The organism is Massilia sp. H6 (assembly GCF_024802625.1).
Lineage (GTDB): Bacteria > Pseudomonadota > Gammaproteobacteria > Burkholderiales > Burkholderiaceae_D > Telluria.
The window spans coordinates 2,395,019-2,408,150 of the sequence record NZ_CP103371.1 but is presented as its reverse complement, the minus strand read 5'-3'; the positions used below and the strand labels follow the sequence as shown (position 1 = coordinate 2,408,150).

Sequence of the window (13,132 nt, the reverse complement as noted above, 5' to 3'; positions counted from 1 at the left end):
GCCAGTTCCATCCGACCAGTTCCCACTGCTGTGGTCTAAATTGCCCGGACACCTGAATAGGTAGAAAATCCACCTCCTGGAGAAGATTGCATGAGGGCAATAAAACAAACGATCTTTGACCCCAGCCTGAAGCTAGAAGTTCGACCGGTACGGTTCGGCCATACACCCAACAGGATCTCATGTACGCGATTTACTTCAAATGGAAAGTGACCTCTGGTCATGAGCGAGACTTCGAGCACGCCTGGCGGGAACTCACCGAGCTCATACGCGACGAGCGAGGCGCTCTGGGGTCACGTCTGCATCGGTGCGCTGACGGCCACTATTTTGCGTATGCCCAATGGCCGTCCGAACTCGTGTGGGCTACACAGCCCGAGCCGACTACTCGCATGGTCGAGTTGCGCAAGCAAATGCGTGCATGCGCCGAACTTGTAGATGGCCCGCTTCAGGGTGAGGTCGTTGCCGACCTTCTGGTAACGGCAGCTCCCGACTGAGCGAACAGGGTGGCAATGGCATTGACCAGCTCGCGCAACCGATTTGGGTCGATTGCGGCCCAGGTGTGACCCTTTTACACTTGCGATTGCTTCGCACTGTCAAAGGGAGCCGCGCGATGATCGATGATCGATCATCGGCTAGGCACGCTCCAGCCAGTCGAGCAGCTCGCGGGCGGCGGCGCGGCCGCTGCCGAAGCAGGCGGTGAGCAGGTAGCCGCCAGTGGGCGCCTCCCAGTCGACCATCTCGCCGGCCACGAACACCCCGGGTAGTGCGCGCAGCATCGCGCTGCCCTCTTCCATCGCTTCAAAGCGCACCCCGCCGGCACTGCTGATCGCCTCGTCGATCGGGCGTGGTCGGCGCAGCACCAGCGGTAGCGCCTTGAGCGCCGCCGCCAGCCGGGCCGGATCGGCGTAGTCCTGTCTGGACAGGCATTCGTGCAGCAGGCCGGCCTTGACACCCTTGATCCCGAGCCGGCTTTGCAGATGGCTCGCCAGCGAGCGCGAACCGCGCGGATGCTGCACCTGGGCCGCCACCCGGGCGGCGTCCAGGTCGGGCAAGAGGTCGAGCCAGATGGTGGTGCTGCCGTGCTCGATAATCTGGTCGCGCAGCAGCGCCGAGATCGCATACACCAGGCTGCCCTCGATACCCGATTGGGTCACCACGAACTGGCCCTGGCGGCGCTCGATGACGCCCTCGCGGTTGCGCCAGGCGATGGCCACGGTGGTGAGCGGCGCGCCGGCATGCCGGGCGCTGAAATGCGCGCTCCAGTCGACATCGAAGCCGCAGTTCGCCGGCAGCAGCGGGGCGACCTCGACCCCGCGCTCTTGCAGCAGCGGCGCCCAGGCGCCATCCGACCCAAGCCGGGCCCAGCTCGCGCCGCCCAGGGCCAGCAGGGTAGCGTCGGCATCGACCAACAGGTCGCCATCGGGCGTGGCCAGGCGCAGGCGCCCATCCTGCCAGCCCAGCCAGCGGTGCCGCGTGTGAAAGCGCACGCCGGCCCCGCGCAGGCGCTGCAGCCAGGCACGCAGCAAGGGGGCGGCTTTCATCTCGGTCGGGAACACCCGGCCCGAGCTGCCCACGAAGGTATCGACACCCAGTGCGTGGATCCATGCGCGCACGGCCTGCGGGTCGAAACCCTCCAGCCAGCGCGCAACCTCGGCCTGGCGCGCGCCGTAGCGAGCGCGAAAGGCCGGCAAGGGCTCGGAATGGGTGATGTTCATGCCGCCCTTCCCGGCCAGCAGAAACTTGCGGCCGCTCGAGGCCATGGCGTCGTACACGTCTACCTGCACGCCGCCGGCCGCCAGCGTCTCGGCCGCCATCAGGCCGGCAGGGCCGGCGCCGATGACGGCGACGCGGTGAAGGTTCTGGCGGGACTCGGGCATGTTTGATAGCGGTGATCAAGGGAGCGGCATTGTAGCCGGGAATGCGCCACGCCTGAAGATGTAAAGCGAGCTTGACATGCGCAGTATTTACGCCTACGATGTAAAGCATACTTTACTTGGAGGCTGCCATGTACGAGAAACGCATCAAGACTGCCTATTTTCGCGAGATGCTCGGTTCCGGCCTGCTGTACACGGTGCTGCTGGTAGTGGCAGTTCGCATCGGCCGCCCGATGGAGCCCGGCATGCTGCGCACCTTGCTGCTGGTCTCGCCGATGATCGGCTTCGGGCTGATGCTGTGGGCGATCGCGCGCCACATCGGGCGCGTGGACGAATACATGCGCCGGCTCCTGCTCGAATCGGTCAGCCTGGGAGCCGGCATCACGGCCGGCCTGGCGGTCACCTATGGCTTCCTGGAGAACGCCGGGTTTCCCCAGTTGTCGATGTTCTGGGTATGGGTTGTGTTGTGCGCTTCCACCATCGTTGCAACGGTAATCCGCGGTGTGTGCCGGCGATGAACAACAATATAAGGGCGCTACGGGCCGAGCGCGGCTGGAGCCAGGCCGAACTGGCCGAACTGCTCCAGGTCTCGCGCCAGAGTGTCAACGCGATCGAGACCGGGCGCTACGATCCGAGCCTGCCGCTCGCCTTTTCCATCGCCCGCCTGTTCGGCCAGCCGATCGAATCGATCTTCAGCCCCGACCCGGAGTCTTCATGATTTTCCCGATGATCGACCAGACCGATGCGCTGGCCGATGCTGTCCGCAACCGCATCTCTCGTCCTTGAGCACCACACTTAGGAGAATTTAAATGCGCAAACTACTTTACTGGGCCGGGCAGTACCTGCTGGCCACCGGCTCGATGTTCGCCCTGCTGGTCGCGATCGACGTACTGATACGCGGCGAAGCCTTCGAGACTGGCGCCCGCCAGTCGCTGGCCTGGGCCGTGCTGGCGTCGGCCATCTTCATCGGCTCGCGCTATTACCAGTGCCACAAGGGCAGCGCCGATGCGCGCTGCGGCGGGACCGCCGGCAAGCGCTGAGCGCCCTCTTCCAGGTTGAAACGGGCATGCAGGCTGCATGCCTGCAAGATACTTCTTGACAATATATCTGACAGGAATATTCTTGTACGCGCTACAACGAACGATGGCACCCGTGTAACGACCGGCGACTTGACACCGGGATGTTACGCACGAGGCCGCCACGATTCGGAGGGCGTGTTGTTTCACCATCTTGGAGGATGTGTATGTCGGTAATGACCAGGGCAGCAATGTCCCGTAGGGCGGTGCTGGGCGCAATCGCGACCACGCCGTTATGGATGCAGTCCGCATGGGCGCAGCCAAACAATCTGAAAATTTCGCACCAGTTCCCGGGCGGCAGCATCGCCCAGGGCGATTTCCGCGACCGCCTGTGCCGCATGTTCGCGGCCGACGTCGAGCGCCGCACCCGCGGCGGCCTGAAATTCTCGATCTATCCCGGCTCCAGCCTGATGGGTCCGAACGCCCAGTTTCCGGCGCTGCGCAGCGGCGCCCTGGACATGGCGCTGGTGCCACTGTCGTATGCCGGCAGCGAACTGCCTGAAGCGAACATCGGCCTGATGCCCGGCCTGGTCACATCGTACGGACAGGGTTTCGCCTGGAAGAACGCCCCGGTCGGGCGCGAGCTGACCCGTATCCTGAACGAACAGGGCCTGGTGGTGGTGAGCTGGATCTGGCAGGCCGGCGGCGTCGCCTCGCGCGGCAAGCCAATCCTGCACCCGGAAGACGTGGCCGGCCTCAAGGTGCGCGGCGGTTCGCACGAAATGGACCGCCTGCTGCTCGATGCCGGTGCCAGCGTGGTCAACATGCCATCCAACGACATCCAGGCCGCGCTGCGCGCCGGCACGCTCGACGCGGCGCTTACCTCGTCGACCTCGCTGATCTCGTTCCGCTTGCAGGAAGCGGCGCGCTCGCTGACCACCGCGCGCGGCGGCGCCTACTGGTTCATGTTCGAGCCGCTCATGATGTCGCGCAGCGTGTTCGAGCGCCTGAGCCGGCAGCAGCAGGCGGCGGTGATGGCGGTGGGGGCCGACCTCGAAGCCTTTGCACTAAAAGCGGCGCGCGCCGATGACGCCGCGGTGGCATCGGTATTCCAGGCAACCGGCGCCCAGGTGGTCGACATGAATGCCCAAGCGCTGCGCAAATGGCAGTCGATCGCGCGCGCCAATGCCTGGCGCGAGTTCGGCGAACGTAACGCCAATTGCGCCAGGCTGCTCGAACTGGCCGAGCAGTCGATCGCGCTGACCTGAACCGGGTAGGGCCGCCCCAGGCGCCCTATCCGCCGGTCACGGGCGGAAAAAACGCCACCTCGGCGCCATCGTCCACTGGCTGCTCCGGCCCGCACATCACTTGCTGGTGCGCCATGCGCAAGGGGCGCTCAGGGCCAAGCGCCTCGGCCCATGCGCCACCTCGCGCCACCAGGGCGGCGCGTACTTCGCCGACGGTGGCGGCCTCGCCAGGCAATGCGATCGCTTCCTGGGCCAGGCCTACTGCTTCGCGCACGGAAGCAAAATACCGCAATGTGATTTTCATGGTGTTCCTAGTGCTGTAGTTCGGCAAACGGGATGAAGCGCACAATGTCGCCCGCGGCGATCGCCTGGCCGGGCGGATTGTCCACCAGGCCATCGCCCCGCACGGTCGAGGTCAGCACACCCGAGCTCTGGTTCGGAAACAGGTCCAGGCCCCCTGCCGCGTTCAGGCGCACGCGCAAGAATTCGTTGCGGCGGTCGGCCTTGGGCAGCGCAAAGTCGGCGCGCACCGCATAGCCGCGCGGCTCGACCGAACCTGTGACGCCCTGCAGGCGCAGCAAGAAGGGCCGCACGAACAGCAAGAAAGTGATAAAGCTCGATACCGGGTTGCCCGGCAAGCCGATGAAAAACGCCGTATCCCCGCCGTCGCGCCACACCTCGCCAAACGCCAGCGGCTTGCCGGGCTTGACGGCGATCTGCCACATGTCCAGCCGCCCTTGCGCCTCGACCGCCGGCTTGATGTGGTCTTCCTCGCCCACCGACACGCCGCCCGAGGTGATGATCAGGTCGTGCTCCTGCGCGGCCTGGTGCAAGGTCGCGCGCGTCGCGTCCAGCGAATCGGGCACGATGCCGAAATCGGTGACCGCGCAGCCGAAGTTTTCCAGCAGTGCGCGCAGCGTAAAGCGGTTCGAGTTGTACACCCCGCCCGGCTTGAGCGCCTCGCCCGGCATCGCCAGTTCGTCGCCGGTAAAGAAGACCGCAACGCGCACCCGGCGCCGCACCGGCAGCCGGGCCAGCCCGCAGGCGCTTGCCAGCCCCAGTTCCTGGCTGCGCAGGCGCGTGCCGGCCGGCAGAACGACGGCACCGGCGGTCACGTCCTCACCGCTGCGGCGTATCCATTCGCCCGGCTTGGGCGCATGGCGCACGATCACCGTGTCGCCCAGCGCTTCGCACTGCTCCTGCATCACGACGGCATCGGCGCCGGGCGGCACCAGGGCGCCGGTGAAGATGCGCGCGGCGCTGCCCGGTTCGAGCGGCTGGCCAACGCTGCCGGCCGGAATACGCTGGGTCACGCGCAAGCTTGCGCTGCCGCTGGCGCAGTCAAGCGCGCGTACCGCGTAGCCATCCATCGAGGTATTGTCGGCCGATGGTACGTTCAGGGTCGCGCGCTGGTCTTCGGCCAGCACGCGGCCGTTGGCCTCGAGCGTGGGCACGGTCTGGCTGCCATCGACCGCGCGCGCGGCGGCAAGCAGGCGGTCGAGCGCTTCGCGCACGGAGAGCATGGGCGCCTTCACCTCACAGCCCCGTGTGCTGGGCGATGTACGACTTGATGCGCTCGACGTCGACGGGCATCACGACAAACCGTTGCGGCAGTGCTTCGATATTCTCGAAGCCAGCCGGTCGTTCGGCGTCGGTACCCAGCGCGTCCAGGATGGTCTCGTTGAACTTGGCCGCCAGCGCGGTTTCGAGCACGATCATCGGCACGCCAGGCTTCAGGTGCGCGCGCGCGACCTTGATGCCGTCGGCGGTATGGGTGTCGATGGTGATGCCGTAATCGTCATTGACCTCGCGGATGGTATCGAGGCGGTCGGCATGGGTCGATTTGCCCGAGGCGAAACCGTACTGGCCGCATCGCTTCCATTCGTCGCCATCGCTGCCCGGCTGGCCCGACAGGTCGAAGCCCCCTTCCTGCTCGACCTTGTGCATCAGCGCGTGGGTGCGCGCGGGGTCGCGCCCCACCAGGTCGTAGACGAAGCGCTCGAAGTTGGAGGCTTTCGAGATATCCATCGACGGGCTGCTGGTATGAAAGGTTTCGGCGGCCTTGCGCACCCGATAGCGGCCGGTGCGGAAGAATTCGTCGAGCACGTCGTTCTCGTTGGTGGCGGCCACCAGCCGGTCGATCGGCAGGCCCATCATGCGCGCGATGTGGCCGGCGCAGATATTGCCAAAATTGCCCGACGGGACCGTGAACGAGACTTTCTGGTCGCTGGCGGTGGTGGCCGCCAGGTAGCCGCGGAAGTAATACACCACTTGCGCCACCACCCGTGCCCAGTTGATCGAATTGACGGTGCCGATCTTGTGGCGCGCCTTGAATTCCAGGTCGTTCGAAACCGCCTTGACCATGTCCTGGCAATCGTCGAACACGCCTTCGACGGCGATGTTGAAGATATTCGGGTCTTGCAGGCTGAACATCTGGGCGCTCTGGAAGGCGCTCATCTTTCCGTGTGGCGAGAGCATGAACACGCGCACGCCGCGCTTGCCGCGCATCGCGTATTCGGCGGCGCTGCCGGTGTCGCCCGAGGTGGCGCCGAAGATGTTGAGCGCATCGTCGTTCCTGGCCAGCGCATACTCGAACAGGTTGCCGAGCAGTTGCATCGCCATGTCCTTGAAGGCCAGGGTCGGTCCGTTCGACAGCGCCTGCAGGATCAGCTTGCCCTGCGGGCCATCTTCCAGCACCCGCAGCGGCGTGATCTGGGCGGTGGATTCATCCGCGCGCGCGTTGCAATACACCTGCGCGGTGTAGGTCTTGGCGGTCAGCGCGCGCAGGTCGGCGTCGGGAATATCGGTGGCAAACTTGCGCAGGATCTCGTAGGCCAGATCGGCATAGGACAGCGCGCGCCATGCGTCGAGTTCGGCGGCGGTGACCTGCGGGTACTCCTCAGGCAAATACAGCCCACCATCCGGGGCCAGGCCCGCAAGCAGGATGTCGGAAAACTGCTGGGGATTGCGTTCTGCGGAAGCGCTGGTCGCGCGGGTGGACACATATTGCATGGCTTGGACGATCCGGTGGTGGCAGGAGTGGAAACCCGATTATAGCGCCTGGCATCGGCGCTCCGGCGTGCTCCATGGTTCCTCCACAATTGGCATGCACGATGCAGGCCTTGCATGTCCATCAACCCACCGAGAGCGAACCCACCATGACACGATTCCGCACCCCAGTTGGCCTGGCCCTGCTGCTTGCCTTCGCCTTGAGCGCCCACGCCGGCCCCCTCAAGGACCACCAGGGCCGCTGGCTCGGCGACATGGCCATTCCTAACGGCCCGACCCTGAAGATCGGCGCCGAATTTCATACCCGCGCTGACGGCTCGCTGTGGGCCAGCATCGCCAGTCCTGACCAGGGCGCCTACGACCAGCCGGTGTCGCGCATCAGGGAAGACGGCGACACGGTCGAACTCGACCTGGACGTCGCCACCTTGACACTGACCTGGGCCGACGACCACTTCAATGGCGTGTTTTCGCAGGGCGACGGCGTGTTCGCCTTTGCGCTACACCGGGTCGCGCAATTTCCGCGCAAGCTGCGGGCGCAAACCCCGACCCGGCCTTTCCCCTACGACGAACAGGAACTGGCATTCACGAGCGCGGATGGCACGGTGCTCAGCGCTACCTTGAGCACGCCCCGTGCCAGCACGCGTGCGAACCTGGCGGTGCTGGTCACCGGCACCGGGCCGGCGACGCGCGACAGCGAAATGGCCGGGCACCAGCACTTTGCGGTGATGGCCGACTACCTGGCGCGCCAGGGCATTGCCGTGCTGCGCTACGATAAGCGCGGCAACGGTCGCTCGACCGGCAACTATGCCGGACTGACCACGGCCCAGCTGGTGGACGACCTCGCGGCGATCATGGGGGCGATGCAGGCACGCGCGCAATTCAATCGTGTCGGCATCGTCGGCCTGAGCGAAGGCCCCGGCATTGCCGCGGCGGTGGCGGCGCGCCAGCCGGACGCGGTGGATTTCATCGTCTCGCTCGCTGGAGTAGGCATGTCTGGTCACGGGTTGCTCCTGCTGCAGGACCGCATTCACGCCAGGGACAATGGCGCGTCGCCGGCCGAGGTGCGGCAGCTGATGAAGTATGTGCGCACCTGGTACCAAACGATTGTCGCGCATCCCGAGCCGCAACCGCGCGTGGCAGCGCTCAAGGCCCTGGTCGCGCGTCTGCCAGCCAAGGACCGGGCACTGATAAAGAAGTACCGGATGGATGTCGGCTCGCTGTCGCTGTCCGAGGCCGAAAAGCCGCATCTGCGCACCGCCATGCTGAGCAATACGCAAGCCGACTGGCGCAAGGTTGCCGTACCGGTATTGGCGCTCAATGGCAGCCTCGACCACCAGGTGCCGGCCAGGGAAAACCTGGCCGGCATCATCGGCGCATTGCGGGCCGGCGGCAATCGCCAGGTGGAGTCGGCGGTGCTGCCCTCGCTGAACCACCTGTTCCAGACGGCCAAGACGGGCAATACGGACGAATACGACCGGATCGAGGAAACGATCGCCCCGATCGCGCTGGCGCGGATCGCGGCCTTTGTCAAGAAGCAGGACTAGTCGGTCCTAGCAGGCGGCGTGGTTGACGGTGATGACATGCACCGCCAGCCCGCCCAACGAGGTTTCCTTGTATTTCACCTGCATGTCGGCCCCGGTCTGGCGCATGGTCTCGATCACGTTGTCCAGGCTGACGAAGTGGGTGCCGTCGCCTTTCAGGGCCAGCGAGGCGGCGGTGATCGCCTTGATCGCGCCCATGCCGTTGCGCTCGATGCAGGGGATCTGCACCAGCCCGCCGATCGGGTCGCAGGTCATGCCGAGGTGGTGCTCGATACCGATTTCGGCCGCATTCTCGATGCGTTCGTTGGAGCCGCCCAGCGCCGCCACCAGGCCGGCCGCGGCCATCGCGCACGCGACGCCGACTTCGCCCTGGCAGCCCACTTCGGCGCCCGAGATCGAGGCATTCTTCTTGCACAGCATGCCGATCGCGGCGGCGGTCAGCAAGAACACGCGGATGCCGGCCGCCGCGTCGCTCGGGCAGCAGTCTTCGGCGTAATACCGCACCACCGCCGGAATGATGCCGGCCGCGCCGTTGGTGGGCGCGGTGACGACCCGGCCGCCGGCGGCGTTTTCTTCGTTGACGGCCATCGCGTACAGCGTCACCTGGTGGGTCGAATCGTGCGGCAATTCGTTGATGCGGTTACCCAGGTCGCAATGCGCCGCCTTCCACAGCTTGGCCGCGCGCCGCTTGACGTTCAGGCCGCCAGGCAGCTGGCCTTCGGTCACCAGGCCGTGGGCGATACAGTCGCGCATCACGGCCCAGATCCGGTCCAGGCCCGCATCGAGCTCGGCTTCGCTCATGCGCGCCAGTTCGTTTGCGCGCAGCATGTGCGGGATCGCCAGGCCGTGCTGCTGGCCCAGCGCCAACAGCTGCTCCATGGTCGCAAACGGATAGGGAATGTCGGCCTTCGGCGGCTGCTCCGCGCGCGCCTGGCTTTCGCCGGCCGCGGTAATGAAGCCGCCGCCAACCGAATAATAGATTCGTTCGATCAGGCTGCCATCGGCCAGCTGCAGCACGAAGCGCATGCCGTTCGGGTGCTCGGGCAGGGTCGAGGCCTTGTGCCAGACCAGGTTGGCTTTCTGGGTGAACGGCACCTCTTTCGCGCCGAGCAGCCGGATCACGCCGTCGAGTTCGGCCTCGGCCAGCTTGTCCTCGACCGAATCCGGATCGATGTCCTGCGGTGTCTCGCCCATCAGGCCCAGGATCACCGCCTTGTCGGTCGCGTGGCCGACGCCGGTCAGCGCGAGTGAACCGTACAGGTGTGCTTCGACGCCGACCGCCGCATCGAGCGGACCGCATTCGAGCAAAAAGCGGCGCGCCGCCACCATCGGGCCCACCGTATGGGAGCTCGACGGGCCAATCCCGATCTTGAACAGATCAAATACACTCATGTCCATCTGTTTGTCTCGATTATTGTAGTGGTGATGGTGGTGATGGAAGTGCGGCGGCGGCGACGACGCCTAGGCCGTGATGCCGACGTCGATGTTCTCGAGCATGCTGGCAACCATTTCTTCGATGCCGATACGGGCCTTCCAGCCCCAGTCGGCACTCGCGCGGCTGTCGTCCAGGCTCCGGGGCCACGAATCGGCGATCGCCTGGCGGCTGTCCGGTTGATAGGCGACCTGGAATTCTGGCAGTGCCTGCTGGATGGCGAGCGCCAGTTCGCGCGGGTTGAACGACACGCCGGCCACGTTGTACGACGAGCGGATCAGCACTTGCTCGGGCGCGGCATCCATCAGCTCGATGGTAGCGCGGATCGCGTCGGGCATGTAGATCATCGGCAGGGTCGTGTCCGGTCCCAGGAAGCATTCGTAGGTCTCGCCCTTGAGCGCGGCGTGGAAGATGGCGATCGCATAGTCGGTGGTGCCGCCGCCCGGAGGCGACTTGTAGCTGATGATGCCCGGATAGCGGATCGAGCGCACATCGACGCCATACTTGCTGTGGTAGTACTCGCACAGACGCTCGCCGGCCAGCTTGCTGATGCCGTAGATCGTGGTCGGGTCCATCACCGTGTATTGCGGGGTATGGTCAAACGGGGTGTTCGGGCCAAAGGCGGCGATCGACGACGGCCAGAAGACCTTCAGCGGCTTGCCGGCCTCGCCACGTTCGCGCGCTATTTCAAGGATGTTGAGCAAGCCGTCCATGTTCAGCGACCAGGCCTTGAGCGGCGCTTTCTCGCCGGTGGCCGACAGCAGCGCGGCGAGCTGGTAGACCTGGGTCACACCCTCGGCAGCGATCAGGCTGGCCATTCGGTCCTTGTCCATCACGTCCAGCTGCACATAGCGCGCGGCGCCATACACGTTGTTGCTGCCGATGTCCGAGGCGATCACGTTGTCCTGGCCGTGTTGCAGCGCCAATGCCGTGACCAGTTCGCTGCCGATTTGGCCGTTTGCGCCGATGATGAGGATGCGTTCCATGTGGTGTCCGTTCTGTTGCTCTATTTAAGTGTTCTTGAGGATGCCGAGTTCGCGGCCGGCCTGCTCGAAGGCGGCCAGCACGGTGTCGAGCTGCTCGCGGGTATGCGCGGCCGACAGTTGCACGCGCACGCGCGCCTGGCCCATCGGCACCACCGGATAAAAGAAGCCCGACAGCAGCACGCCCAGCTCGAACATGCGGGCCGCGAATTTCTGCGCAACCGGCGCGTCGAACAGCATCACCGGCACCACCGGGTGGGTGCCCGGCTTGATGGTAAAGCCGATGCGCTCGATCTCTTGGCGGAAGTAGGCGGTGTTGTCCATCAGGCGGTCGCGCAGCGCGGTCGAGGCCGAGATGCGGTCCAGCACCGCCAGGCTGGCGCCGGCGATCATCGGGGCCAGCGTGTTCGAGAACAGGTAGGGCCGCGACTTCTGGCGCAGGGTCTCGATGACTTCCTTGCGGCCGGAGGTAAAGCCGCCCATGGCGCCGCCCAGGGCCTTGCCCAGGGTGCCGGTGATGATGTCAATCTTGCCGATCACGCCGCAGTGTTCGTGGGTGCCGCGTCCGGTCGCGCCCATGAAGCCAGATGCATGCGACTCGTCGATCATGGTCAGCGCGCCGTATTTCTGCGCCAGTTCGACGATCTTGTCGAGCTGGGCGATGGTGCCGTCCATCGAGAACACGCCATCGGTGACGATGATCTTGTGGCGCTTGCCGGCATCGACGGCGGCAATCAGCTGCTGTTCCAGGTCGGCCATGTCGTTGTTGGCGTAGCGGTAGCGCGCGGCCTTGCACAGACGCACGCCGTCGATGATCGAGGCGTGGTTCAGCGCGTCCGAGATGATGGCATCGTTCTCGTCGAACAGCGGTTCGAACAAGCCGCCGTTGGCATCGAAGGCCGCCGCGTACAGGATCGTGTCTTCGGTGCCCAAGAAGGTCGAGAGCCTGGCTTCGAGTTCCTTGTGCACGGTCTGGGTGCCGCAGATGAAGCGCACCGACGATAAACCATAGCCATACTTCTCGAGGGCAGCGGCTGCCGCCTTCTGGGTCTCCGGGTCGCCTGACAGTCCCAGGTAGTTATTGGCGCACATGTTGATGAGCGTGCGGCCATCCTGCGCGATCACTTGCGCGCCCTGGCGCGATGCCAGCACGCGCTCTGGCTTGAACAGGCCGTCGTCGCGCAGCGCCTCGAGTTTGGTCTGAAGGCCGCTATAGAATGCTTGGTCGCTCATGTGTCCCACTCCCTGGTAGTCTGGTTTGGCCAATGCCGGCTTGACCGGCGGCTGGCGGTGTTGTACCGTTGGATTCGTTCGATTCAACGAACCGAGTTCTGTATGTCGAACTAAAATTCGATATATCGAATATTACCCCTAGCTAAACACCTTGGCAAGCCGCAGCGAGCAAGATAGTGACAACGACCGCAATGACGAAAACCATCACCAATAACGCCCCGCCGGAAGTCGGTGCCACGCTGCAGCGCATGCGCCTGGCGCGCGGCTTGACGCTCGAAGACCTGTCGCGGATCGCGGGGGTGTCCAAGTCGATGCTGTCGCAGATCGAGCGCGAGAAAGCCAATCCGACCATCGCCATCACCTGGCGCCTGGCCAATGCGCTGGGCGTGCAGATCGGCGAGCTGCTGTCGTCCGAGGTGCGCAGCGTGGACCTGATCCGCGTGGTGGACGCCCACGAAACCCCGACCCTGCCTGGCGCCCACGCCGGCTACTCCTTGCGCATTCTGGGCCCGATGGACCTGGCGGGCAAGTACGAATGGTACGAACTGACGCTGGCGCCCGGCGGCGAGCTCAAATCGCAGGCGCACGATCCGGGCACCAGCGAGCACCTGACGGTATTGAGCGGCGCGATCGAGCTCGAGGTAGGGCTTGAAAAACGCAAGATCAAGCATGGCGGAACGGCCAGGTATCCGGCCGACCATGATCATGTGATCAGGAATGCCGGCAAGGCGGAGGCGAAGGCGCTGCTGGTGGTTGTGCAACGCTGACCATCGGGACGGCCTCGTTGCCCGCCGGGTGAC

At 65.3% G+C, this 13,132-nt stretch carries 14 protein-coding genes; 7 read left to right on the top strand and 7 right to left on the bottom strand.

Going from position 1 to position 13,132, the window contains the following annotated elements; genetic code table 11:
• Nucleotides 1-179: 179 nt before the first annotated feature.
• Complete coding sequence (locus NRS07_RS20345) at nt 180-491, top strand: antibiotic biosynthesis monooxygenase (RefSeq protein WP_373889822.1); 312 nt, start codon at nt 180-182, stop codon at nt 489-491.
• 138 nt (nt 492-629) lie between these two features.
• Here the strand turns inward: NRS07_RS20345 and NRS07_RS10740 are convergent, their stop codons facing one another.
• Nucleotides 630-1,874, bottom strand: a complete 1,245-nt coding sequence (locus tag NRS07_RS10740; protein ID WP_259206345.1) for a TIGR03862 family flavoprotein — start codon at nt 1,872-1,874, stop codon at nt 630-632.
• A gap of 128 nt (nt 1,875-2,002) precedes the next feature.
• Between NRS07_RS10740 and NRS07_RS10735 the strand changes: the two genes are divergently transcribed.
• The 4 genes from NRS07_RS10735 to dctP all read left to right on the top strand — a co-directional run bounded on the left by NRS07_RS10735 (nt 2,003) and on the right by dctP (nt 4,155).
• Nucleotides 2,003-2,389, top strand: coding sequence for a hypothetical protein (locus NRS07_RS10735; protein ID WP_259206343.1), 387 nt, complete (start codon nt 2,003-2,005; stop codon nt 2,387-2,389).
• Nucleotides 2,386-2,589, top strand: coding sequence for a helix-turn-helix transcriptional regulator (locus NRS07_RS10730; RefSeq protein ID WP_259206341.1), 204 nt, complete (start codon nt 2,386-2,388; stop codon nt 2,587-2,589). Before NRS07_RS10735 ends, NRS07_RS10730 begins: the two co-directional genes overlap by 4 nt.
• A 91-nt stretch (nt 2,590-2,680) precedes the next feature.
• Complete coding sequence (locus tag NRS07_RS10725; RefSeq protein ID WP_259206332.1) at nt 2,681-2,911, top strand: hypothetical protein; 231 nt, start codon at nt 2,681-2,683, stop codon at nt 2,909-2,911.
• 227 nt (nt 2,912-3,138) lie between these two features.
• A complete protein-coding gene (gene dctP / locus NRS07_RS10720) occupies nt 3,139-4,155 on the top strand; it encodes a TRAP transporter substrate-binding protein DctP (RefSeq protein ID WP_259206330.1) in 1,017 nt (338 codons plus the stop codon).
• A gap of 25 nt (nt 4,156-4,180) precedes the next feature.
• On the opposite strand, the gene moaD is transcribed toward dctP, so the two are convergent.
• From moaD to thrC, 3 genes are read right to left on the bottom strand one after another with little or no spacing between them, the layout of a single operon-like run.
• A complete protein-coding gene (moaD, locus tag NRS07_RS10715) occupies nt 4,181-4,438 on the bottom strand; it encodes a molybdopterin converting factor subunit 1 (protein WP_259206328.1) in 258 nt (85 codons plus the stop codon).
• A gap of 7 nt (nt 4,439-4,445) precedes the next feature.
• Nucleotides 4,446-5,657, bottom strand: coding sequence for a gephyrin-like molybdotransferase Glp (gene glp / locus NRS07_RS10710; RefSeq protein WP_259206325.1), 1,212 nt, complete (start codon nt 5,655-5,657; stop codon nt 4,446-4,448).
• Between the two features lie 13 nt (nt 5,658-5,670).
• Nucleotides 5,671-7,146, bottom strand: a complete 1,476-nt coding sequence (thrC, locus tag NRS07_RS10705) for a threonine synthase (protein ID WP_259206323.1) — start codon at nt 7,144-7,146, stop codon at nt 5,671-5,673.
• A 146-nt stretch (nt 7,147-7,292) separates the two neighbouring features.
• Between thrC and NRS07_RS10700 the strand changes: the two genes are divergently transcribed.
• Nucleotides 7,293-8,687, top strand: a complete 1,395-nt coding sequence (locus tag NRS07_RS10700) for a lysophospholipase (protein ID WP_259206321.1) — start codon at nt 7,293-7,295, stop codon at nt 8,685-8,687.
• A 6-nt stretch (nt 8,688-8,693) separates the two neighbouring features.
• On the opposite strand, the gene NRS07_RS10695 is transcribed toward NRS07_RS10700, so the two are convergent.
• The 3 genes from NRS07_RS10695 to kbl form a co-directional block, all read right to left on the bottom strand.
• A complete protein-coding gene (locus tag NRS07_RS10695; RefSeq protein ID WP_259206318.1) occupies nt 8,694-10,082 on the bottom strand; it encodes an L-serine ammonia-lyase in 1,389 nt (462 codons plus the stop codon).
• A 63-nt stretch (nt 10,083-10,145) separates the two neighbouring features.
• Nucleotides 10,146-11,102 carry an NAD-dependent epimerase/dehydratase family protein gene (locus NRS07_RS10690; RefSeq protein WP_259206303.1) on the bottom strand — a complete coding sequence of 319 codons (957 nt, stop codon included), beginning with the start codon at nt 11,100-11,102 and terminating at the stop codon, nt 10,146-10,148.
• Nucleotides 11,103-11,126: 24 nt separating this feature from the next.
• Nucleotides 11,127-12,332 (bottom strand): glycine C-acetyltransferase, encoded by a 1,206-nt coding sequence (gene kbl, locus NRS07_RS10685; protein ID WP_259206300.1) that lies wholly within the window; start codon nt 12,330-12,332, stop codon nt 11,127-11,129.
• 191 nt (nt 12,333-12,523) lie between these two features.
• Here kbl and NRS07_RS10680 point away from each other — a divergent pair, with 191 nt between their 5' ends.
• Nucleotides 12,524-13,099 carry a helix-turn-helix domain-containing protein gene (locus tag NRS07_RS10680; protein WP_259206298.1) on the top strand — a complete coding sequence of 192 codons (576 nt, stop codon included), beginning with the start codon at nt 12,524-12,526 and terminating at the stop codon, nt 13,097-13,099.
• Nucleotides 13,100-13,132: the final 33 nt, after the last annotated feature.